At 70.2% G+C, this 22,625-nt stretch carries 18 protein-coding genes; 12 read left to right on the top strand and 6 right to left on the bottom strand.

Annotated elements, in window-relative coordinates:
- The first annotated feature begins 1,159 nt into the window (after positions 1-1,159).
- The gene (locus tag ACIBSV_RS05680) at positions 1,160-2,326 is read left to right on the top strand and encodes an ATP-binding protein (RefSeq protein WP_395859691.1); all 1,167 of its coding nucleotides are present in this window, start codon (positions 1,160-1,162) and stop codon (positions 2,324-2,326) included.
- Between the two features lie 1,445 nt (positions 2,327-3,771).
- On the top strand, positions 3,772-5,442 hold the full coding sequence (locus tag ACIBSV_RS05675; protein WP_395859690.1) for an MFS transporter: 1,671 nt from the start codon (positions 3,772-3,774) through the stop codon (positions 5,440-5,442).
- A 224-nt stretch (positions 5,443-5,666) separates the two neighbouring features.
- Here the strand turns inward: ACIBSV_RS05675 and cysC are convergent, their stop codons facing one another.
- Entirely contained in the window at positions 5,667-6,260 is a 594-nt protein-coding gene (gene cysC, locus ACIBSV_RS05670) for an adenylyl-sulfate kinase (RefSeq protein WP_395859689.1), read from the bottom strand.
- A gap of 390 nt (positions 6,261-6,650) precedes the next feature.
- Between cysC and ACIBSV_RS05665 the strand changes: the two genes are divergently transcribed.
- Positions 6,651-7,907, top strand: a complete 1,257-nt coding sequence (locus tag ACIBSV_RS05665) for a sulfotransferase family protein (protein ID WP_395859688.1) — start codon at positions 6,651-6,653, stop codon at positions 7,905-7,907.
- Between the two features lies 1 nt (position 7,908).
- Complete coding sequence (locus ACIBSV_RS05660; protein ID WP_395859687.1) at positions 7,909-9,219, top strand: DUF1214 domain-containing protein; 1,311 nt, start codon at positions 7,909-7,911, stop codon at positions 9,217-9,219.
- Between the two features lie 135 nt (positions 9,220-9,354).
- Here the strand turns inward: ACIBSV_RS05660 and ACIBSV_RS05655 are convergent, their stop codons facing one another.
- The 5 genes from ACIBSV_RS05655 to ACIBSV_RS05635 form a co-directional block, all read right to left on the bottom strand.
- Positions 9,355-9,873, bottom strand: a complete 519-nt coding sequence (locus tag ACIBSV_RS05655; protein ID WP_395859686.1) for an SRPBCC family protein — start codon at positions 9,871-9,873, stop codon at positions 9,355-9,357.
- Between the two features lie 37 nt (positions 9,874-9,910).
- Positions 9,911-11,377: an MDR family MFS transporter gene (locus ACIBSV_RS05650; protein WP_395859685.1), complete on the bottom strand. Its 1,467-nt coding sequence runs from the start codon at positions 11,375-11,377 to the stop codon at positions 9,911-9,913.
- A 265-nt stretch (positions 11,378-11,642) separates the two neighbouring features.
- Positions 11,643-11,966 (bottom strand): DUF2470 domain-containing protein, encoded by a 324-nt coding sequence (locus ACIBSV_RS05645; protein ID WP_395859684.1) that lies wholly within the window; start codon positions 11,964-11,966, stop codon positions 11,643-11,645.
- Positions 11,967-11,995: 29 nt separating this feature from the next.
- Positions 11,996-12,622 (bottom strand): neocarzinostatin apoprotein domain-containing protein, encoded by a 627-nt coding sequence (locus ACIBSV_RS05640; protein WP_395859683.1) that lies wholly within the window; start codon positions 12,620-12,622, stop codon positions 11,996-11,998.
- Between the two features lie 51 nt (positions 12,623-12,673).
- Positions 12,674-13,393, bottom strand: coding sequence for a neocarzinostatin apoprotein domain-containing protein (locus tag ACIBSV_RS05635; protein ID WP_395859682.1), 720 nt, complete (start codon positions 13,391-13,393; stop codon positions 12,674-12,676).
- Between the two features lie 531 nt (positions 13,394-13,924).
- Here ACIBSV_RS05635 and ACIBSV_RS05630 point away from each other — a divergent pair.
- The 8 genes from ACIBSV_RS05630 (at position 13,925) to hpnD (ending at position 22,597) form a co-directional block, all read left to right on the top strand.
- Positions 13,925-14,614, top strand: a complete 690-nt coding sequence (locus tag ACIBSV_RS05630) for a heme oxygenase (biliverdin-producing) (RefSeq protein ID WP_395859681.1) — start codon at positions 13,925-13,927, stop codon at positions 14,612-14,614.
- Positions 14,615-14,790: 176 nt separating this feature from the next.
- On the top strand, positions 14,791-15,774 hold the full coding sequence (locus ACIBSV_RS05625; RefSeq protein ID WP_395859680.1) for an ABC transporter permease: 984 nt from the start codon (positions 14,791-14,793) through the stop codon (positions 15,772-15,774).
- Complete coding sequence (locus ACIBSV_RS05620; protein ID WP_395859679.1) at positions 15,771-16,739, top strand: ABC transporter permease; 969 nt, start codon at positions 15,771-15,773, stop codon at positions 16,737-16,739. Before ACIBSV_RS05625 ends, ACIBSV_RS05620 begins: the two co-directional genes overlap by 4 nt.
- Positions 16,736-18,319 (top strand): ABC transporter substrate-binding protein, encoded by a 1,584-nt coding sequence (locus tag ACIBSV_RS05615; RefSeq protein ID WP_395859678.1) that lies wholly within the window; start codon positions 16,736-16,738, stop codon positions 18,317-18,319. Before ACIBSV_RS05620 ends, ACIBSV_RS05615 begins: the two co-directional genes overlap by 4 nt.
- Positions 18,319-19,293 (top strand): ABC transporter ATP-binding protein, encoded by a 975-nt coding sequence (locus ACIBSV_RS05610; protein WP_395859677.1) that lies wholly within the window; start codon positions 18,319-18,321, stop codon positions 19,291-19,293. The genes ACIBSV_RS05615 and ACIBSV_RS05610 overlap by 1 nt, the downstream gene beginning before the upstream one ends.
- Positions 19,290-20,294, top strand: coding sequence for an oligopeptide/dipeptide ABC transporter ATP-binding protein (locus ACIBSV_RS05605; RefSeq protein WP_395859676.1), 1,005 nt, complete (start codon positions 19,290-19,292; stop codon positions 20,292-20,294). Before ACIBSV_RS05610 ends, ACIBSV_RS05605 begins: the two co-directional genes overlap by 4 nt.
- A gap of 511 nt (positions 20,295-20,805) precedes the next feature.
- Entirely contained in the window at positions 20,806-21,705 is a 900-nt protein-coding gene (hpnC, locus tag ACIBSV_RS05600; RefSeq protein WP_395859675.1) for a squalene synthase HpnC, read from the top strand.
- 10 nt (positions 21,706-21,715) lie between these two features.
- Complete coding sequence (gene hpnD, locus ACIBSV_RS05595; protein WP_395859674.1) at positions 21,716-22,597, top strand: presqualene diphosphate synthase HpnD; 882 nt, start codon at positions 21,716-21,718, stop codon at positions 22,595-22,597.
- The last annotated feature ends 28 nt before the right edge of the window (positions 22,598-22,625 follow it).

The following is a 22,625-nucleotide window of genomic DNA, read 5'->3' as shown; positions in this document are numbered from 1 at the left end:
AGATGCGGGCTTTGCTTGGCAGGAACGGCCGCCGGCGACGGTGGAGGGAGTGAGCGGCCCGGTGCGGCCGGCCGGGGCGCGTTCGCGAGTGACCAGTGCTCTTGACGGAGAGCACTGCTCTCGGTGTGCACTTCGCATTGGTGGGGCGGTATGCGGGTGGCTTTGTGCTCATGGGTTGGCGTTGGCCGACGTCGGTTGGCCTTGGGTCGCCGGTGGTGGAGCCTGAGTTTTCCGGTGAGACGCGGTTTGCTCGGCAGGAAGGCTCCGACAACGCCGGGGGTGGGTAGGCCAGTGGGGCCGGCCGGGGCGCGTTCCCGAGTGGGTTGATTGTTTGCGGAGAGCAGTGCTCTCGGTATGCGTCGCGTGTTGGGGGCTGGGTGCGGGTGGATTTGTGCTCGCCGGTCGGCGTTGGCGGTGTCGGTCGGCCCCGGTTGCAGGTCGCCGCTGGTGGAGCCTGAGCCTTCCGGCGAGATGCTCGGCAGGAAAGGCACCCGCAGCGGCGGAGGGAGTGGGCTGGTCCGCCGAGGTTTCCCCGAAACGCCTTCCCGAGTGGCCCGACTCTTCATGGAGAGCACTGCTCTCGGCGTGCGTCGCGCCTTGGTGGGGTCGGCCGCGGGACCGCCTCGTGCCCACAGGTTGGCGTTGGGCGCTGTCCGTCGGCCCGGTCTCGGGACGTCGGCGGTCAGGAGCCCTGAGTTCTCCGGTGAGATGCCCGCTTGCCTCGCCGGGGAGGCGCCGGAGCGGGTGGTCCGGTGCGGTTGGCCGGTGCCTTCCCGGGTGGGTCGGGTGGTTGCGGAGTGCGGTGCCCGCGGTATGCGTCGCGCCAAGCCGAGAACGGCTGCGGGTGGCTTTGTACTCACCGGGCGGCGTTGGCCGGTGTTGGTCGGCCGGTCCCGGGTGACCAGCGGTTCGGGAGCCCACGACGCTCCGGCGAAATGCATCGAGATTGGTGGCCTCGAGGTCGCTGGGAATGGCGTCGTGCGCGGGCTCGGTGGGCCCCCGGTCGCAATTTGGAGGCGGGTCTCGAACCCAGGGTCGACGGCTTCGGACAGGCGTTCACGCAGCCGTCCACACCTTCGGTAAACCGGCTCTGAGCTGCTGGTTTCCCGGAGCTTACCTAGGCTGATGACTTCTGCCGCACACCCTCGGAGGGGACATCGTGAGTGGGGAAGCGATCAGGTACGACGCAGCCGACATCCAGGTGCTGGAGCCGCGGGAAGCCGTTCGGAAGCGACCCGGTATGTACGTCGGCTCGACCGGTGAACATGGTCTGCACCACGTGGTGTTCGATGTCGTCGACCGGGCGGTGAACGAGGTCCTGACCGACCGTGCCGGCTGCGTCGACATCACGCTCACACCCGACGGCGGCGTGCGCGTCGCTGATGACGGGCCGGCTCTGTCCATCGAGGACGGCGAGGACACCGGCGGTCCCAATCTCGAAGCCCTGCTGACACGCATGCACTGCGGGCCGGGGCCCAGTGGCCGCTACGACGTGATGCCCCTCTACGGCGGTATCGGGCTCTTCGTCGCCAACGTCCTGTCGAGTCGAATGACGGCTGAGGTGTGGCGCGAAGGGGTCCATTGGGGATGGGAGTACGCGCGCGGCGTCCCGATCACGGCGCTCACCGACGCGGAGCCGTCGACCGGAAGCGGCACCACCATCGCCTTCCGACCGGACCCCGAAATCTTCGGGACGGCGGAATGCTCGTTCGACACCCTGGCGGACCGCTTCAGGGAACTGGCCTTCCTGAACCGGGACTTGGAGATCTCGCTGACAGATCTGCGCCGCCCGGCCGAGTCCCGGTCGGTTCGATTCCGGTCCTCGGACGGCACACGGGAGTTCGTCGCCTTCCTCGACGCACAGGAGGCGGCACCCGCTTACCCGGACATCATCGGCTTCGAACAGGAAGACCCACGGATGGCCGGGACGATGGAGGTGGCGTTCCGGTGGTGCGGCTCCGGCGAGGAGCGGATCCGGAGCTTCGCCAACAGCCGGCCCACCTCCTGCGGCGGAACCCACGCGAATGGCTTGCGTGATGGACTGGCCGCTGCGGTCAACGCGTACGCGCGGGCACGGCGACTCCTGACGGCGACGGATCCCGATCTCGGCGCCGACCGGATCGGCGAGGGACTGACTGCGGTCGTGTCGGTGAAGCTGGACCATCCCGAGTTCGAGGGCTCCACGCGCGGCGTACTGGGCAACGCCGAAGTACGCGCCTGCGTTGCACAGGCCGTCCGGGAACACCTCGCCAGGTGGCTGGAACAGCACCCGGAGCAGGCCGCAGCCCTGATCGACCGAATCCTCCAGGACGCCGACCAGAACTGACCGCCACCAAACCGTCCCGCTGGTCCCACATCCGGCACCTGCGGGACGACCGGCACCACACGCATACGCGGCCAAGCCCGCGCCTCGGCCACGCCCGAGGCCGGCTCCCGCGTCCAGTGCCACAGACAGCACGCCGACAGCCCGTTACCCGAGACTACGAACAACTCGGCACAACCCATCCGTGACAGCGACCAGATCACCCGAGCCCGGGCCGGCGGCGATCTCGACCCGGATCACGGTGACGGTTGCGGACATTGCGAGCCTGCGCGACCTGCGGTTTCGGTGGGACGGCGCAAACAAGAACTTGCCGAGTGCCGGCTTCGCGCACCGTCGGCACAACTCACCGCTACACCCGAGCAAGTACCGCCGCAGGGATCAAAACCCGGATCCCGACGTCCGCGTCTCGCTCCGCGCTCACCCGGACCTGCGGTTTCAACCCGGGTGAAGCCGCAACCTGCAACGCCATCCGGCTTCGTGACACCTCGTCACCTCCACTCGCCGCACCCAAAACGCCCCAACCCACCCGGGAAGGCGCCCCGGCGAACCTCACCGGACCGCTCTCCCCCTCCGTAGTCGCGGGCGCCTCCCGACGAGCAAGGCCCGCATCTCGCCGGAGGGCCCATGGCTTTTGGCGCCGGTGACCTGGGGCCGGGCCGACCGGCATCGGCGTACGTCGATCGGTGCGTACAAGGCCGCCCATGCCTGCTCCCACCGAGGCTCGGCGCATGGTTCGACCGGCCGACCCACTCGGCAAGGCCCTCGACGAACCTCACCGACCACCCACCCCCGCCGTCGTTGCGGGTGCCTTTCCCGCGAGCGAGCTCGCGTCTTGCCGGCGAGAACTCGGGCCCCAGACCACCGGTGACCTGGAACAGGGCTGATCGACACCGGCCGCTGCCGCCAACCTATGAGCGCAAAGCCGGCAGCCCCCGGCCCGGCCATCGCGCAACGTAGGCCGAGAGCAGTGCTCTCTGTGGAGAGCATGGGTCACTCGCGCGGGAGGCTCCTCGGCGGGCCCGCTCGGAGTCTCGCCCTCTCCCGCCACCGACGGTCGCTTTTCTGCCCGGCTGCGACCTCGCCCCGCCTCGCCTCGCCGGATTTTTCCAACCCTTGCGACGACCCCGACTCGCGCCCCGATTCCCGACTTGGGCCAACCCCTCGACCGCGACAGTTAGCTGACGGGCCGTCAGGGAATTTCTATCACAAATGACCTCAAAACGTACGCACTCCTGGTGATCACTCTTCCCCGTGCCCGTGCGCCGTGCTAAACACTGTCAATCAGTTCGGCTGGAGTACACCGATCCGGTTGGCACCGTCCACGAGACGCGCCCGCCCCATCGAGGCCGAGCGGCGTTTTGCCCCCAAAGATTCCGTACAAAACCGGACGTGTCGCAGTGGTGACACGTGTCCGGCGCGCGCCTCTGCACAGAACGGAAAGTACCGGTATGTCTGCGACCGTTGAAGTACCCGCGAAGCCGCCGGAGCCCGAATCGGACCCGTCCTCGGTCGACACCGGTCGACTCGAAGGGGTGTCCAAGGGCCGGGTCTTCGCAGTTCTGGCCGTCGTGGTCATGTTCTCCGAGGTCGTGCCGCTCCAGTACGCGATGATCTCCTCTGCCGTGCCCGAGATCGCCCCGTCGTTCCGGTCCGTCGGCGAGAGCATCTCGTGGATGGTGGTGATCCTGGGCCTGGTCGGCGGCGCGGTGAGCCCGCTGATCGGGAAGCTCTCCGACGTCTACGGCAAGAAGCGACTGCTGCTCGCGACCAGCGTCTCGTTCCTGGTCGGCTCGCTGGTCTGCGCGCTCACCAGTTCGTGGCCGCTGTTCCTGGTCGGCCGTGCGCTCCAGGCGGTCGCGTTCGGGATGACCGCCGTCGTGTACGGGCTCATCCGCGACCTGATGCCGCGCAAGTTCATCCCGGTCGCGATCGGCATCTCGGCCACCGGCCTCGGTCTCTCGGCCGCGCTCGCGCCGGTGGTCGGCGGGCTGCTCACCGAGCACTACTCGTGGCGCTCGCTGTTCTGGTTCCTGGTCGTCTACATGCTCGTGCTGATCCCGCTGCTGCTGGTCGTGGTGCCGGAGTCCAAGCTGCGCGTCCCACAGAAGGTGGACTACGTCGGCGGTGTCATCCTCGGCGTCGGGCTCGCGCTGATCCTGCTCTACATCAGCCAGGGGCAATCCTGGGGCTGGAGCAAGCCCTCCGCGTTCGGATACGCGCTCCTGGGCGTGCTCGTGATCGCGCTGTGGGCACTGTGGGAGAAGCGGGTGGAGAACCCGATCATCGACCTGAAGCTGCTCACCGCCCCGCGTGTGGCGCTCGTGCTCGGGATCGCGTTCCTGGCGAACATGATCATCGGCATCCAGAACTACCTCACCAGCTACATGGGCCTGACCCCGGACAACGTCAAGCAGAGCACGCTCGACCAGTACGCCGACGGCGCCGTCCAAGGCGCGAAGGCGATGGGCGCGCCCGAGGCGATGTGGGCCGGAATCGCCGACCAGGTCAAGGCGGCTGTCTCGTTCAACGACTCGCTCGACTACGCGCTCGGCTTCACCCTGCTCGGGCTCGCCCTGCACGTGCTGATCTGGCAGTCGATGTCCAGCATGATCGCCGGCCCACTGGCCGGGCTGTGGGGCCAGCGCCGAGGGCTGCGGATGCCGATGATCGTCGGCGTCGGGACGCTGACCGTCGCCGGCTTCATGTACCTGTTCCTGCACGACTCGTGGCAGTTGATGCTGCTCTGCGGCGTGGTCTACGGCATCGGCTTCGGGATGTACTACGCCGCGGCGCCGAACCTGATCATCGAGGCGGTACCGCAGGAGCAGCAGGGCATCTCATCCAGCATGCTGGTCGTCGCCCAGTCGTTCGGCGCGTCGGTCGGGGTCGCGCTGCTGTCCCCGATCTTCACCGACAACCGGTTGAAGATCACCGGTCCGGCACCGAGCGGCCAGGGCCTGGCCACCAACGACGCGTGCAACGAGCGGGGCTGCACGTACACCACGGACGCCTTCACCACCGGGTTCTGGGTCCTGATCGTGTGCGGCGTGCTGGCGCTCGTGATCGCCCTGGTGATGAAGCACGGTCGCAAGCCCGCCACGGGCGGCCTGCTGCACTAGCGATCGGCCGCCACCGAACGGGTCGACCCGGTCGCGTCGGTCGGCGTCCGACAGGGGTGGCCTGCGGCCTGACACACCCTCAGGGCCCGGGTATCCGAGGGGGATACCCGGGCCCTGACGGCACGTCACCGACCGACCCGACCGACCCGACCGACCCGACCGACCCGGCCGACCCTGCCCTCGCCTCGCCGACCCGATTCGATCCGGTCCCCGCCCAGCCCCGCCTACACTCCGAGCTTCAGCGTGTCCAACAACGCGATCAGCCGCGCCGCCTGCTGCTCCGGGTCGCCGTCCGCCGGGGTGAGGCGCAGTTCCGGTGCCTCCGGCGCCTCGTACGGGGCCGAGATCCCGGTGAAGTCGCCGATCTCCCCGCGGCGGGCCTTGGCGTACAGGCCCTTCGGGTCGCGACGTTCGCATTCCTCGATCGGGGTGTCCACGAACACCTCCAGGAACGGCAGTCCGTCCCGGGCGTGCAGGGCGCGGACCCGGTCGCGGTCGGCGCGGTACGGGCTGATCACCGGGACGATCGCGATCACACCCGCATCGGCGAACAGGCGGGCCACCTCGCCGACCCGGCGGATGTTCTCGGTCCGGTCCTCGGCCCCGAAGCCCAGGTCGCCGTTCAGTCCGAGCCGGACGTTGTCGCCGTCCAGGCGGTACGCGGTGATCCCACGCTCGACCAGGAGCCGCTCGGCGATCACCGCGACCGTCGACTTGCCCGAGCCCGACAGCCCGGTGAACCAGATCGTCGCCCCGAGCGCCGGACGCTGCTCGCGCGTCACTCCGCCCTCGTGCCAGACCACGTTGCGCTCGCTCACGACTCTCCATCCGCGTTGATTCGCGTTGATTCCGCGCTGATACCGAGGGTTCGTACGGTACGGGGCACCCCTCACCCTCCCGGATCCGGTCCGCCACCCGGACCACTCAGCCCCGAGCCCGAATCCGAACCCGAGCCGTACCCGGAGCCGAGCCGTACCCGGAGCCGGAACTCATGCAACCCGAGCCGGACTCAAGCGGGCAACCCGAGCCCGAACTCAAGTCGGCAACCCGAGCCGCACCCCGAGCCACCCCACCCCCCACAACCGCATCGCCGATCAGTATCTGACACCTCTTCAGATTTACCTTCACAAAGAGCTAATCTGCGGCGGGGTCGCGCCCACTCGGCGTCCGCCCGCGAACTCGAACGACGTGAGGGAGGCCGTACCGCCATGGCCTGGACACCGCCGCACCGCGCCGCCTGGACCGAGACCCTTGCCGCCGGCGACATCCCACCGCTCACCGACGATCTGGACCGGCCGTTCGCCGCCGCCGCGCTGATCGGCGAGGCCCAGGCCAGGACCGGACTGACCGACCCGGGCGAGGACGACGACCCCGGCTTCCGCGAGGGGTTGGACCGACTGCTCCACGCGCTGGAGCACGAGGCGAACCTGGACCGGGTGGGCCGCTGGTGGGCGCACACGTGGGTGGCCCGGCTCCTGGACGTGCGGCTTCAGGTGGCCCGCTACGTCCGGGACGATCCCGGCGTCCGCGACGAGCCGATCCAGCGCCCGATCTTCGTCACCGGCGGTCCCCGGACCGGGACTTCGATCCTGCATGCGCTGCTTGCCCGGGATCCGGCGAACCGGGTGCCGGCCACCTGGGAGTTCCTGCGCCCGGTTCCGCCGCCGGAGCCCGCGACCCGGGACGCCGACCCGCGGATCGGGCTCGCCGAGCGCGAGATCCGGTTCATCACGAGTGCGGTGCCGGCCATGGACGCGATCCACGAGAAGAGCGGCACGCTGCCCAAGGAATGCATCAGCGCGCATGCGCTCGCGTTCCGATCCGAGGACTTCACCGGGCAGTTCGCGATCCCGTCCTACGCCGCGTGGTTGGCCGAGTGCGACATGCGACCCGCGTACGCCTATCACCGGCTCGTGTTGCAGATCCTCCAGCGCCGAACGCCGGGGGAGACCCGCTGGGTGCTCAAGTCACCCGCGCACCTGCTGACCCTGGACGCGCTGGTCGACGTGTACCCCGATGCGCGGCTCGCGGTGACCCATCGCGATCCGCTCACCGTGCTGGCCTCGTTGAGCAGCCTGATCGCCACGATCCACCACGCGTACGGCAATCCGTCCGACATTCGGGACGTCGCCCGCACCCAGAGCGCCCTGTGGTGCACCGCGTACGACCGGCTCACCGCGTTTCGTGACGCGGGTCGGGTCGCCGAATCCGACTGGCACGACTCGGCCTACGCCGACTTCATGCGCGACCCGATCGCGGTGGTGGGCGAGTTGTACGCCACATTCGGTCTGGATCTCACCACCGTGGCCGAGACGGCGATGCGCGCGTACCTGACCGAACGGCCCCAGGGTAGGCACGGGAGGCACAACTACTCGTTCGACGACCTCGGATTGGCCCGGGAGGACGTACGATCTCGGCTGACGGACTATCAGAAGCGGTTCCTGGTCCCGACGGAAGAGATCTGACGTGCAGTCGAACGAACTCCGCGCGAACGACCCGCACCAGCAAGTCCCGCACCAGCAAGCACCGCAACGGCAAGTCGCGAACGACCGCCACCACCACGACCGGCACCACCACGACCCGCGTCGCAACGACCCACCCGCGCACGACGTGGTCAACGGCACCGCGTGGCGAGCCTATTGCGAGCGCATGGCCGCCCTCGGCGACCGCATCCTGGAGGCCGACTTCCCCGGCGCGACCGACGCCGACCGAGCCGAGGGCATCCGGCACCTGGCCAATCAGGTCGCCTGCTGGCTGACCTACCAACTCGCCGCGACCGACCCGCAGAACCCGGCCTTCTTCACCCACAACGACCTCGCCTACCGCTGGGGCGGGCCGAACGTGGACCAGAACGCGCGCCGCGCGCCGATCGCGGGGGACGGCGTGTACCGGCTCACCGTGACGATGAACGCGTGCGAGAAGTTCGTACTCCAGGTCAAACCGGGGGACATGCACTCCGGGCGGACCGACATCGTCGCCGAGACCTCCTCGACCGCGCTGGGCGTCGGGCCCGGCGACACCGTCGAGATCATCCTCAGCGCCACCGAGCAGCCCGGGAACTGGGTCCCCCTCACACCGGACGCCCGGGTTCTGCACGTACGCGACTACTACTTCGACTGGAAGCCGGAACAGCCCGCCATGCTCGCCCTCGAACGCCTGGACACCCAGGGGCGACCGGCCGCACGGGTGACCCCGGAGCGGGTCGCGGGCATGCTCGACGGCGCCGCGACGTCGGTGGAGAACTCGATCGAAGTCTGGAACGACTGGGTGCGCACCACCGGCGACCGGCAGGCGGTGAACACGTTCAGTACGCCGGCCACGGTGGCCGGCGGGGTCAAGGAGGTCGTGTACGGCTTCGCGCGGGTGCGGCTGACGGATGATCAGGTGCTGATCGTGGAGACCGACCCCCGCGTCTCCGGGCAGTGGGATCTCCAGCTCTACAGCCCCGGTTGGTTCGAGTCGCTCGATTTCGCCAACCGCCAGACCTCGCTCAATCACGTGCAGGCCGAGCGCGATCCCGACGGGCTGATCCGGGTCGTGATCGGCGCGGTGGACCCCGGCGTACCGAACTGGCTGGACACCGAGGGGCGAACGGAGGTTTTCGCGACGCACCGCTGGCTCGACCCCCGCGAACAACCCACCGTCCGGGCTCTGGTGGTCCCCCGCCACGAGGTCCGCGACCACCTCGTCCCGACCACCCGCACGGTCGACGAACCGGAACGCCGCGAAACGATGCGAAGGCGCTCCGCGCACGTCTCGTGGCGCTTCCGGGCCTGACGTCGGATCGACGCCGACACCGACACCGCCATCGACGCCGACACGTCCTGCCACATCCGGCGGGCGGGACCGAACGCCCGGACGGCCGCTCGCTCCCGGGCCGACGTCGTCAGCCCGGTTCGGCGTCGACGTGCGTCAGCCGGTCTCTTCCACGTACCCCGCCAAGTTGGCGAGCGAGGAGGCGATTCCGACCTCGTGTGCCGCCTGGTCGATGCCGGGCGGCACATCCGTGGCGGTGACGGTCACCCTGGTCGCGTCCCCGCCACGGTTACTGCCACTGCCACTGCCACCACCGCCACTGCCACCGCCATCATCGGCAACGAGGTGCCAGGTCATCGTCATGGTCCCCGCGTACGACGGGTCGTCGGCCTCGAACACGGCCCGCTGCACCACGCGCTCCGCCCGCACCAGTTCACCGAACTCGACGTCGACGACATCCGTCGCGTCCGAGGTCTTGCCGGGGCTGTCGGTGGGGTCGAGGTAGGTGAGGACCATCCGGAACCCGCCACCGGGCCGCGGATCCCACCGCTCGATCCGCCCGCGCATGCCCTCCGGCGGCAACCAGGTCTCGAGGGACTCCCGGTCCAGGAGGGCGTCGTAGACGGTCGCCGGTGATGCTGCGATCACCCGACTCGCACGGTCGGTCCTGTCCATGGCCCGAGTGTAGGCAGCCGACGGCCGGAACCTCGGATCAGACCGTTGCGCTCTCCGTCTCCGGCTTCGGGGCGGGGACGACCTCGGTCTTCTTGCGGAGCGTGGAGGCGGCGTCCGAGTCGCGGATGGTCAGGGCGGCGATCGCGCCGAGGACCGCGAGGCCGGCCGCGACCAGGAAGGCCACGTGGTAGGCGTGCAGGTTCGGGCTCGGGGCGCCGCCGGAGTGGATGGTCATCGTGCCGATTCCGGCGAGCACGCTCGCCAGTAGCGCGACGCCGAGGGCCGAGCCGAGTTGGCGCTGCACGTTGAAGAGGGTCGAGGCGCGGCCGTTGTCGGCCGGCGCGGTACGCGCGAACGCCGCCGCCTGCATCGGGATCATCACGTGCGCCATCGAGGCACCCGTGCAGAACATCAACACCACGATCAGTACGGCCGAGGTGTCGCCGTCGACCAGAGCGAGCAGCGCCGCGCACGCGCCGATGCCGAGCAGGCCGCCCGCCATCAGTCGGCGCGGACCGACCACCGGGTACAGGCGCGAGACCCACTGGGTGGCGATCACCACACCGAACGCCTCGGGGAAGGTGAGCAGGCCGGTCTCCAGGGCGCTCTTGCCGAACGCCTGCTGCTGCATCAGCGGGAAGACGTACAGCACGCCCAGGAACGCCGCGGAGTTGACCATCGACACCACGTTGGTGCTCACGAACAGCCGATCGCGGAGCAGCCGCAGGTGCAGCATCGGCTCCTTGACCCGCAGTTCGACGAAGACCATCGCGATACACAGGATCAGCCCGGAGATCCCGGTGGACAGGATGATCGGCGAGCCCCAGCCCTTGGTCGCGCCCTCGCTCAGCGCGTACATCAGCAGCGCGAAGCCGGCCCCGGAGAGCACGAAGCCGGGCAGGTCGAAGCGACCGGCCTTGGGGTTCTTGTACTCCTCCAGGAAGATCAGGCCGAACACGAACGCGGCCACGCCCACCGGCAGGTTGATGTAGAAGACCCAGTGCCAGGACGCCTTGTCCACGAGCAGGCCGCCGAGCACCGGGCCGAGCGCGGGTGCCAGGGCGGTGGGGACCATCAGGATGCGGGACGCGCGCACGCGCTCCTCGGGCGGGAAGACCCGGAACATCATCGCCATGCCGACCGGCGTCAGCATGCCGCCGCCCGCGCCCTGGAGGATGCGGAACAGCACCAGTTGGTCGATGCTCTGGGCCAGCCCGCACAGCGCGGACGCGCCGGTGAACAGGGCGAGCGCGATCAGGAAGATGCGCTTGGTGCCGAAGCGGTCGCCGAGCCAGCCGGACGCGGGGATGAACACCGCGAGGCTGACCAGGTAGCCGACCGCGACCGTGGCCAGGCTCGCCTGGGAGGCGCCGAGGTCCTTGCCGATCGCCGGCAGCGCGACGTTGATGATGGTGATGTCGAGGATGTTGACGAACATCGCGGCGACGAAGACGGCGCCGACCACGACCTTCTGGCTGAGGCGAGACGCGGATATGGGCGGCATACGGCAGGGGCCTTCGTTCGGGGAGGATGCGTGGAGGGCGGGAGGGGGAGGCGAGAGCCGAGTGTGGAGGCGAAGCCTGATACTGAGCGAAGCTCACTATATCTTTTCGTACAGGTGCATACGACAGGTTTTTCCCGACCGGACCAACGCCGACGGCCCGGGAGAGCTTCCTCCCGGGCCGTCGGCGTGACGCTTGTTACAGGTGGTCGGGTCTGACAGGTGGTCGGGCCGGTCGGCCCGCCGGTTCCCTACCGGTCGACCGCGCTCAGTGCTCGCCCTCGCCGCGCGCCGGCACACCGAGTGCCTTGCACGCGTCGTTGTACTGCGTGACGACCTCGACCCGCACGTCCCGGCGCTCGGTGATCGAACGACTCCACGGCACCCGCACCGCGACCGGTTCGCCGGCAACGATCGCCGAGTAGTACGCCGCGTCGCCGTCCAGACCGGTCATCGTGGCCGAGGTGGCCTCCGGCTGCCCGCCCAGGCCGCGCGAGATCAGCAGACAGTCGTCGGGGTGGTCGTCGTTCATGTGCTTGCAGACGGCGGTGATCGCGTCCGCTCCGAACGGGTTGACGCTCGCCTCGCTCATGCGGGTCGCCTCCAGCGGTAGGGGTGGGATCAGGCGCGTGCGGAGTCGCGGCGTCGACGAGACGCGGCGACCGCACCCACGCCGACCACCAGCATGCCCGCGCCGACATAGGCGAGCTGCGTGCTCGACGAACCGGTCTTGGGCAACTTCGGCTCGCCGGCCTCGGTGGTGGCGCCGGTCTGCGGCGTCGTCGTGGCAGGCGCCGCGGGCGCGGCGGCGCCGAAGGTCACCGGGACCCACACGTCCTGGTCGCGGTTGGCCAGGTCGGTGTGGTCGTTGAAGGTGGCCACGAAGCACGCGGTGGCGGCGCAGTCCACCTTCTTCTTGTCCTTGCCCTCGAAGCTCTGCGCGGGCTTGATCTTGACCGAGAAGGTACCGTCCGCGCCGACCTGCGGGACGTAGCCCGCGTTGCCGTACTGGGTCGGCACGCCGCCGGCCGGCTTGGCCACGGTCTGCGCGATGTACACGCCCTTGCCCGGCTTGTAGCCCTTGCCGGTGACGGTGATCTCCTCGCCGCCGGCGGCCAGCCCGGTCGACTTGGACAGGGTGATGGTGGGGGCGTCGGCGGCCGACGCGGGGGCGGCGGCGAAGGTGGTGAGGCCGAGGCCGGCGATCGCGCCGGCGGCGACGGCCGCGGCGGTACGGGACTTGCGCATATGTGGACTCCGGAAGCTGGGAACGAGCTCGGTGGGTCGGGGGAGGCCGGGTCAGGCGCCCTGGCGCCGGCGCTTGACCACCACGCCGACGGCCACCAGGACCACCACGACCGCGGCGACCACCCCGATGATCAGGCCGGTGTTGCTGCTGTCGTCGTCCTCGTCCCGCGCCGAGGTCTTCACGGTGTCGGCACCGGGCGAGGCGGCAGGCGAGGCGGCGGGGGCGGCGGCCGAGGACTGCGGCGCACCACCCGCGCCGGGAGCGCCGGCCTGGGGAGCGGCGGTGGCCGGCCCGGGGCTCGCGGGCAGGCCCGGAGCCTCGCCCGCGAAGCCGATCGGGAGGTAGACCTCCTGCGTACGGTCCTTGCCGTTGGCCGAGTTGGACGTCGCGATGGCGCACCGGGTCTTGAGGCAGTCGACCGTGCCGAACTTGGCGGCGACCTTGACGTCGGTGCTGAACGAGCCGGTCGCGTCCGCCTCGGTGGGGCCGCCGAACGAGCCCATGTCGCACGCGCGGCCCGCGCCCTGGGCGGGGTCGCACGGCAGGATGAACAGCCGTACGCCCGGCGTGAAGCCCTTGCCGACCAGCTTGACCACGTCGCCCGCCGGGTTCAGCCCGGTGGTCTTCTCCGCGGTCAGCGTGGCCTTGCCCGCCGCCGGGGTGCCGCTCGCGTGCGCGGGGCTCGCGAGGCCGACGAGCGCCCATGCGAGAAGGAGGGTCGCGATCGCGGCGACGGTGCCGCCGAGGCGTCCGGTGCGGGCTGGGCTCACGTTGTGTCCTCTGGGCCGACCGTACGACTGCGTACGGAATGATTGGAGGTGAGGCTATCCTAAGACCGGGCCGGATCACCCGGACTTCCGGGGGTTGCCCGCGAGGCCGTCCGGGAACGGTGTGAGAACCGCATGACGGCGCCGAACGACAACGGTGCGCAAACCGCGCGACAACGCCGTACTCGAACGACGCGAAACCGCGTGACGACGGTGCCGCGGCGGCCCGATCGAGGAGCCGGCCCGCCGCGCGCGATCGCCGCCCCGGGTCGACCGAGACCCGCCGCGTCCCCATCGACACCCCCGCCGACAACGTGCCGACAAGTTGTCGGTAACTTATTGACGGCACCGCATGGCGCCACACAGACTGCGAGGACCGGCGGAAACGGGCGGCGACCCGAATCCCCGCGAGCGCTTCGCCATGGGCGGAACGCCGAATCCGCACGGGCGAAGCCGCCTGATCCGTCATAGTTCGCACCGTACGCACTCACTCGTGCGCGTTCGGTAGATCTTGTCGCACCTAGGGGAAACCTCATGACCACGACCGAGACCGCCGAAACCGCCGGTGCCACCCCGACCTTCGCCGAGTCGCTGCGCAAGCGCTCGTGGGCCTTCCACCAGGAGGCCGAGGGTTCGGGCTTCCTGGAGGCGCTGATGAAGGGCGAGCTGACCCGGGACGCGTACACCGCGATGGTGGCCCAGCACTACTGGGCCTACGTCGTGCTCGACGACGCCGCGGACACCATGCGCAACGACCCGATCGGCGCCCCGTTCGCCGACGCGCGACTGGATCGCCGGGCCATTCTCGAGGCCGACATGCTCTTCCTGGCCGGCGAGAACTGGAAGCAGGAGTGGCCCGCGAACGATGCCACCGTGCGCTACGCCGACCGGATGCGGGAGAAGTGCTACGACTGGGCCGGCGGCTTCGTCGCGCACCACTACACCCGCTACCTCGGTGACATGTCCGGCGGCCAGTTCATCGCCAAGCAGATGCGCAAGCACTACGACCTGCCCGGCACCCAGGGCAGCGACTTCTACGTGTTCGACCAACTCGGCGACCTGACCGTGTGGAAGGACGCCTACCGCGCGGCGATGAACAACGCGCCGTGGGACGCCGAGGAGCAGGAACTGGTGATCCAGGAGGTGCTGTTCGCGTACGACATCAACAGCGCCGTGCTGCGTGAGCTGGGTCGGGACCTGGAGCGGTTCCGCAAGACCGCCTGAACGACCGGCACCGCCTGCACGACCCACACCGCCTGCACGACCGAGACCGTCCGAACGACCGAGACAGCCTGAATGCCGGCGGAACGCCACGTTCCGCCGGCACCGCACGACCCGGGGGCCCACCGTCCGATGCGCCGTCCGACAATGGATGGCGCATCGGATCGGCAGGGAGAGTGATGACGAACTACCTGGTGCGGCGGGTCCTGGGCGTCGTCGTGGTGATGTTCGCCGTCGTGACCGGCCTGTTCCTGCTGCTGCACGCGTCCCCGGTGAGCCCGGTCAACCAGCTCGCGCCGCAGGTCGCGGCCGATCCGGTGGCCCGTGCCGCGGTCGAGCACCGGATGGGTCTGGACCGGCCGTTGGTGACCCAGTACCTCGACTATGTCGGCGACGCGCTGCGCGGTGACTTCGGCACCTCGCTCTACGACGGCACCTCGGTCGCCGGGCAACTCGGCCGCGCGCTGCCGATCTCGCTCGAACTCGGCTTGCTCGCCTGCGTGTTCGCGGTGATCCCGGCGGTGCTGCTGGGTGTGTGGTCGGTGCTGCGCCGCGGTGGGGTGGTCGATCACGGGACGCGGGTGCTGAGCGTGGTGGCGATGTCGTTGCCGGGCTACTGGCTGGCCGTGATCGCGCTCGTGGTGGTCGGCGACAGCCATCCCGATCTGCTGCCCAACGCGGGCGGCTTCGTCAGCTTCGGCGAGGATCCCGCGACCAACCTCAAGGTGCTCGTCTTGCCCGCGATCGTGCTCGGCCTGGCCACCTTCGCGATGCTCACCCGCTCGTTGCGTGGCGGGCTGGCCGACGCGATGGCCTCGGACCATGTGCTGTTCGCCCGCGCGATGGGCGGTTCGCGGCTGCTCACGCTGCGTCGGGTGGCGCTGCGCGGCGCGCTGCTGCCGACGCTGACCGTGGCCGGCGTACTGCTCGGCGGGTTGTTGTCGGGCACCGTACTGATCGAGAACGTCTTCCAGATCCCCGGGATCGGCCAACTGATGGTCACCGCGTTCCAGCGGCAGGACTACCCGCTCGCGCTCGGCGCTTGCGTGGCGACCTCGGCCATCTTCCTGCTGTTGAACCTGGTGGTCGACCTGCTCTACCCGCTGCTGGATCCGCGCACCGCGGCGGGCGTCACCCGGGACAAGCTCGGACGGGCCGCGTGAGGGCCCGACCGCGCCTGCCGCGATGGGGCGTGGCCGGTTGGATCGGCCTGGCCTGCGTCCTGCTCTACCTCCTGGTGGCCACCGTCGGCCGGCTGCACGGCGACCCCACCGCGCTGGTGACCGCGGGCCCCGAGGCGCCCTCGTTCGCGCACCCCTTCGGCACCGACCACCTCGGCCGCGACCTGCTGGCCCGGACCGCCGAGGGCGCCTGGACCTCGCTGTGGATCTGCCTGACCTCGATCGGCTTCGCGGTCGCGGTCGGCATGCCGCTGGGCGTGCTCGCCGGATATCGGCACGGCGGGCGCCTGGACGGCCTGCTGATGCGCTCGGTGGAAACCCTCCAGGCCCTGCCGCAGTTCGTCTTCGTGATGTTCCTGATCGGTCTGATGGGCACCGCGGACATGCACTTCGGGCCGATCACCGTGGGCAACGGACCCCGGGTGGCGCTCGCCATCGGGCTGGGCTTCGTGCCCTACTTCGCCCGGGTCGCGCGCGGCGCGACGGTGGTGGAGATGCGCGAGGACTACGTCACCAACCTGCGCGGACTGGGCGTGCCCACCCGGGAGATCCTCTTCCGCGAGGTGCTGGTCAACGTCTGGCCGCCGGTGCTCGGCCAGGCCTGCCTGGCGATGGCCATCGCGGTCTTCGCGGAGGGCGGCCTGAGCTTCCTGGGCCTGGGCGTGGCCCCGCCGCAGGCCACGCTGGGCAACCTGATCGCCGACGCCGGCGGGCAGATCATCGGCGGCGACTGGTGGTACGCGACGCTGCCCGGCACCGTCCTGGTGCTCGGGATCCTGGGCTTCAACCTGCTCGGCGACACATCCGCCGGCGCCCGACCACGTCCCGCGGCGGCCGGCCCGACCACACGCCGGATCCCCAGGCAGACCCGGGCCACAAAGCCGACCCAGGCCGCAAAGCAGTCCCCGACCCTCGAGCAGACTCCCACTCCCAAGGAGATCCCGTGACCCCGGTGCGCACAGTCGGCCTGAACCGTCGAGGCTTTCTCGGCCTCGCGGCGCTCGCGGCGACCGGCGGCACGGGCGTGCTCACCGCGTGTTCGAGCTCCTCCGGGGCCAAGCGGGTGGCCGATCGCCACAAGGACGGCATCCTGCGGATCGGCGTCGCCTCCGCGCCCGGCAGCCTGAACCCGCTGGACTCCGGCTCGGAGATCACCCGGTGGATCGCCGAGCCGATCATGGAGAGCCTGTACGGCTACGACGCCAAGCTCGCCTCGGTGCCGCTGCTCGCGGATGGCGAACCGCAGATCAGCGACGACAAGCTGGCCTGGACGATCCGGCTGCGTCAGGGCGTGGTGTGGCACGACGGCACGCCGTTCACCGCCGACGACGTGGTGGCCACCCTCGCGCACATGCTCGACCTCTCGGCCGGCAGCGAGTGGATCACCTACATGCTCGGCTACCTCTCCCGGTTCGAGCGGGTCGACGAGCACACCGTGCGGATCGTGCTGAGCAAGCCGTACGGCCTGCTGCGCTCGCACCTGACCAACCTGCCGATCACGCACCGCGACTACGTGGCCCGCAAGGACACGATGATGGGCACCGGGCCGTACCGGTTGGACCGGTTCGTGGCCGGCCAGAGCTTCACCCTCTCCCGCTTCGACCGCTACCACGGCGGCCAGTACGCCGCCGGCGCCGCGCCCGCGTTCGCCGGCATGGAGTACACGGTCTTCGCCGACGCCAATACGCGCGTGCTGAGCCTGCGCCAGGGCAAGGTCGACCTGATCACCGCACCGTCCTTCGCCACCTTCGACATGATCCGCAAGGACAAGTCGCTCGCGCTGGTGCTCACCGAGGCGCCGTTGGACGTGCTCAGCTACGTGATGATGAAGAAGGAGCCGTTCAACGATCCCGATTTCCGCAAAGCGGTCGCGCTGTCGATGGACCGCCAGGGGGTGTTGCAACGGGTGTACGGCGGCGAGGGCACGGTGGGCCAGGGCCCGATCGGGCCCGCCGAACTCGGCTGGGATCCCACCTTCAAGCCGTTCGCACCCGCGCCGGACCTGGAGCGGGCCCGCGCGCTGCTGGCCCGGGCGAAGACGGCCAAGCGTTCGTTCACCGTGACCATCGGCACCAACCAGGGGATCCGCGACATCGCCCAGGTGCTGGTGGCGGGCTGGAAGCAGATCGGCCTCGACGTCACCATCGAGCAACTCGCGGGCGGGCCGTGGTCGAACAAGTGGCTCTCGCGCGACTACGACATGCTGATGAACACGTTCTCGTCCGGGTTCACCTCCGGCCCGGCGAACTACCTCACCCTCGCGCCCGCCGGCTCCACCAACGTGCTCTCCTGCGGCTACGCCAACCCCGAGGTGGACAAGCTGATCGACACCGTCTGGCAGACCTCGGACGACGCCGAGCGGGCGGCCGCGCTCGGCCGGGTGGACAAACTGCTCGCCGAGGACGCGGTGATCACCCCGCCCGCCTATCCCAAGCTCGCCCTCGCCCAGCGCGCCGAACTGTCCCCGCTGGACCCGACGATGTTGCGGATCAGCCGGCTGGACCCGCAACACCTGCGGTTCGTGTGATGGACGGTGCGACCGCGGCCGAGGTGCCGCTGCTGCGGGTGCGCGACCTCGACGTCGACTACCGGGGCCCGGCCGGGCCGGTGCCCGCGGTGCGCGGGGTCTCCTTCGACGTGGCACCCGGCGAGATTCTGGGCCTGGTCGGCGAGTCGGGCAGCGGCAAGAGCAGCGTGTGCGCCGCACTGATGGGCCTGCTGCCGGACGGCGCGCGGCGTACGGGCGGCATCGAGTTCCAAGGCGAGGACCTGGCCGGCATGCGGGAGCGGGACCTGCGCCGGATCCGGGGGCGCAGGCTGGCGTTCGTACCCCAGCAGCCGATGACCTCGCTCGCGCCGACCACGCCGGTGCTGCGCCAACTGCGCTGGTACCTGGGCGATCGGCTGGACGACGTCGAGGTCCGCGAGACGCTGATCGGGATCGGTCTGGGGCCGGTCCTGGAGCGCCCGCGCGATCTGCCCGGCGGGTTCTCCGGCGGGCAGCTCCAGCGCGTGGTGATCGCGATCGCCGCGCTCGCGCACGAGCCCGCGCTGCTGCTCGCCGACGAGCCGACCACCACCTTGGACGCCACCGTGCAGGCACAGGTGTTGCGGCTGTTGTTGACCCTGCGGGACAAGCTCGGACTCGCCCTGGTCTACGTCTCGCACGACCTCGCGGTGGTCTCCACGATCTGCGACCGGGTCGGTGTGATGTACGGCGGGCGCCTGGTGGAGACCGCGCCGGTCCGGGAGATCTTCGCCGCGCCCAGGCACCCGTACACCCGGGCGCTGATCGCCGCGATGCCCGCGACGACGCCGGCGGATCGGCCGCTGCGCGCGGTCGAGGGCAGCGCGGACGGCGCGAACCTGCTGCCCGGATGCCCATTCGCACCGCGCTGCCCGCACGTGCTGGACGTGTGCCGCGAACGCATGCCGGCCGCGGCCCGACACGGCGCGAGCGACGTGTGCTGCCACTGGGTGGACGAGGAGGCCGGCCGGTGAGCGCGCTGTTGACGGTGGACGGGCTGACCCGTCGATACGTCCTGCCCAAACCGTTCGGCCGGCGGGCCGAGCCGCGGGTCGTGCCCGCCGCCGAGGACGTCTCGTTCGAGGTCGCGGCCGGCGAGGTGCTGGCCGTCGTCGGCGAGTCCGGCTCCGGCAAGACCACCGTCGCGCGTGTGCTCGCGGGCTTGGACACCGCGACCTCGGGCACGGTCGCGCTGGCCGGCCGCACCCTGTCCGGCGAGCGCGGCCCGGCGGATCAGCGCCTGGTACAACTCGTCACGCAGAACCCGCGGGCCGCGTTCAACCGGCGCCGCTCGCTGCGGCACGCGCTGCATCAGCCGTTGCGTGTGCACGGGCTGGGCGCGAACCGGGCCGAGCGCGAGGAACTGGTCCTGGCGATGGTCGAGCGGGTCGGCCTGACGGCGGATCATCTGGACCGGCTGCCCGGGGAGGTCAGCGGCGGCGAACTGGCCCGTTTGGTGCTCGCCCGCGCGTTGCTCGTGCGCCCGCGCGTGCTGGTCCTGGACGAGCCGACCGCGAGTCTGGACGCGAGCGTCAAGGCGACGGTGGTCAACCTGCTGCTGCGGCTGCGCACCGAACTCGGCCTGGCGATCGTGGTGATCACCCACGAGATCGACATCGCCCGCCGGCTCGCCGATCGCGTGGCGGTGATGTACCTGGGTCGGATCGTCGAACTCGGCCCGGCCGAGCGCGTGTTGGGCGATCCGCGGCACCCCTACCCGCGGATGTTGCTGGCGAGCGTGCCGGTGCCCGACCCGGGGCGGATCGGCCGGGCGAACGCGGCGTCGTTGGGCGAGGGCATCGTCGGCGAGGTGCCCTCGGCGCTCGCCCCGCCGGCCGGCTGCGCGTACCACCCGCGCTGCCCGTTCGCGACCGAGGTGTGTCGCGAACGGCGACCGCCGCTGGAGTCGCTCGGCGACGTCGAGGTCGCCTGTCACCATCCCCACTCCGGCCCGTCCGGGACCCCGAGCAGGTAGCGCGCGGATCGTAAGGCGACCGCGGTTCGACCCGGGCAGCGCATTCGGGTATCGATTCGGTGTACGGCGGCGTGTCGGCGCGCGCCGCTATCCTCCGGGTATTCCGCAAATCCGGAAAGTTGATCAACATTTCGCCGGCCACTCGCTTTATCGACCCCACTTGGTCCATTGCGCACGGATAATCGCCGTACTCCTCATGCGGAAGGCGGAACTCCGCACTACTCCGCAAGGAGGGGATCGCGCGACGAAACCTCCTCAGGTGCCCGGAAACCACCGGGGGACGCCGGACGTCCTGAGTGGTACGGGGATCGTCGGCGGTCCCCGAGAGGTGCGCGGTGATAACAAAAGTGTTTCGCGAAGGAAAAGTCCGGGTGAGCTATGACACGCGTGTTCTCGGTGCTTGATCGATCCGACTTCGATCGGGCAAGCTGAACCGTCAGACCGACCGGGACGGCACGAATTCCTGGCCAACTGTAATGTTGGGGATGTTTTCGGGGGTCCAGGGAGAGATATGGGGAGTGATTCCCGCGGTCTTGAGCGCGCGCCCGGCGCGAGCGACGAGGACTCGGCGGGCATCGACGCCGCGGTCGTCGACCCGGACGTGGTGATGCGCCAGGCCGGCCACGAGAACTTTCCCGTGGCGATGGGGATCCTGCGCCCCGACCACCGGCGCCACCTGCTGGCCGTCTACGGCTTCGCCCGCCTGGTGGACGACATCGGCGACGAGGCCGCGGGCGACCGGGTCGCCCAGCTCGACGCGTTCGAGGGCGACCTGCGCCGCGTCTACACCGGTACCCCGAAGCTCGAGGTGCTGCGCCGCCTGCAACCGAGCGTGCGCGAACTCGACCTGCCGATCGAACCGTTCCTGGGTCTGATCGAGGCCAACCGGCAGGATCAGGTGGTGCGCCGCTACGCGACGTACGAGGATCTGATCGCCTACTGCGCGCTGTCCGCGAACCCGGTCGGCCGGATCGTGCTGCACGTGTTCGGTCGCGCGAGCGAGGAACGCGTCGCGCGCTCCGACGAGATCTGCACCGCGCTCCAGATCGTCGAGCACCTCCAGGACGTCGCCGAGGACCTCGAACGCGACCGGATCTACCTGCCCAAGGAGGACCTGGATCGGTTCGGCGTCACCGAGGCCGACCTCGCGGCGCCCGCCGCCGCACCCTCGGTTCGGCGACTGGTCGCCTACGAGACACACCGCGCGACGCAGCTGCTGCGCCTGGGCGCACCGCTCGCGGGGACACTGCGAGGGCGCGAGCGCCTCGCGATCGCCGGGTTCGTGGCCGGTGGACGAGCGGCCGTGGCCGCGATCAAGGACGTCGGCTTCGACGTCCTGGCCCACCGGGCCAAGCCCGGCAAGGCCACCCTGCTGCGCGAGCTGTCCGGCGTACTGGTACGAAAGAGGTAAAAGGGGAACCATGGACGTCGACGCTTCGTATGCGTATTGCGAGCGCCTGACCCGCAATCAGGCACGCAACTTCTACTACGGCATCCGGCTGCTGCCCGAGCCCAAGCGCCTCGCGCTCAGCGCCGTGTACGCCTTCGCGCGAGAGATCGACGACATCGGCGACGGCGACCTGCCGGCCGACCGCAAGGTCGCGGAGCTGGCCCGGATGCGCAAACAACTCAAGGACCTGAGCGCGGATCGCGACCCGGTCGCGGTCGCGCTCGCCGACGCCGCGACCCGATTCCCGATCCCGCTGCCCGCGCTCGACGAACTGATCGACGGCGTCGAGATGGACGTGCGCGAGACCGAGTACGAGACCTTCGACGAGCTGCGGGTCTACTGCCGCTGCGTCGCGGGCACCGTGGGCCGGCTCTCGCTGGGCATCTTCGGCTCGCGCGACTCGCTGCACGCGCCCGATCTCGCGGACACCCTCGGCATCGCGCTCCAGATCACCAACATCCTCCGCGACATCAAGGAGGACAAGGACAACGGCCGGGTCTACCTGCCCCGCGAGGACCTGGCAAAGTTCGGCCTCGAGGACGCGTGGCACAAGGGCGGCCGGTTCACCCAGAGCGCGGCCTTCGAGGACCTGGTCCGGTTCGAGGGCAATCGCGCCGAGCAGCTCTTCGAGCGGGGTCTGACCCTGCTCCCGCTGCTCGACCGGCGCAGCGCCGCCAGCACCGGGGCGATGGCGGGCATCTACCGCCGGCTGCTGACCAGGATCATGGAGGAACCGGGCCAGGTGCTGATAGGCCGGCTCTCACTCCCGGGCTGGGAGAAGGCCGAGATCGCCGCACGTGCACTGGCCGGCCTGCCGGTCGGCGCGCGTTCGCTGCTCGCGCGCAGGCGGTGAACATCGATCGATGACCGGCCCCGGGCCG

It is taken from the genome of Embleya sp. NPDC050154 (assembly GCF_044460165.1).
Classification (GTDB): Bacteria; Actinomycetota; Actinomycetes; order Streptomycetales; family Streptomycetaceae; genus Embleya.
The sequence above is the reverse complement of the archived record's forward strand: the minus strand, read 5'-3'. Positions and strand labels throughout refer to the sequence as shown.

Excerpts from the sequence above, each read along its gene's own strand:
- ACIBSV_RS05665 (WP_395859688.1), top strand. The coding sequence starts at position 6,651 with ATGGCCTGGACACCGCCGCACCGCGCCGCCTGGACCGAGACCCTTGCC.
- ACIBSV_RS05675 (WP_395859690.1), top strand. The coding sequence starts at position 3,772 with ATGTCTGCGACCGTTGAAGTACCCGCGAAGCCGCCGGAGCCCGAATCG.
- ACIBSV_RS05610 (WP_395859677.1), top strand. The coding sequence starts at position 18,319 with ATGGACGGTGCGACCGCGGCCGAGGTGCCGCTGCTGCGGGTGCGCGAC.
- hpnC (WP_395859675.1), top strand. The coding sequence starts at position 20,806 with ATGGGGAGTGATTCCCGCGGTCTTGAGCGCGCGCCCGGCGCGAGCGAC.
- ACIBSV_RS05625 (WP_395859680.1), top strand. The coding sequence starts at position 14,791 with ATGACGAACTACCTGGTGCGGCGGGTCCTGGGCGTCGTCGTGGTGATG.
- ACIBSV_RS05655 (WP_395859686.1), bottom strand. The coding sequence starts at position 9,873 with ATGGACAGGACCGACCGTGCGAGTCGGGTGATCGCAGCATCACCGGCG.
- hpnD (WP_395859674.1), top strand. The coding sequence starts at position 21,716 with ATGGACGTCGACGCTTCGTATGCGTATTGCGAGCGCCTGACCCGCAAT.
- ACIBSV_RS05650 (WP_395859685.1), bottom strand. The coding sequence starts at position 11,377 with ATGCCGCCCATATCCGCGTCTCGCCTCAGCCAGAAGGTCGTGGTCGGC.
- ACIBSV_RS05630 (WP_395859681.1), top strand. The coding sequence starts at position 13,925 with ATGACCACGACCGAGACCGCCGAAACCGCCGGTGCCACCCCGACCTTC.
- ACIBSV_RS05640 (WP_395859683.1), bottom strand. The coding sequence starts at position 12,622 with ATGCGCAAGTCCCGTACCGCCGCGGCCGTCGCCGCCGGCGCGATCGCC.
- ACIBSV_RS05645 (WP_395859684.1), bottom strand. The coding sequence starts at position 11,966 with ATGAGCGAGGCGAGCGTCAACCCGTTCGGAGCGGACGCGATCACCGCC.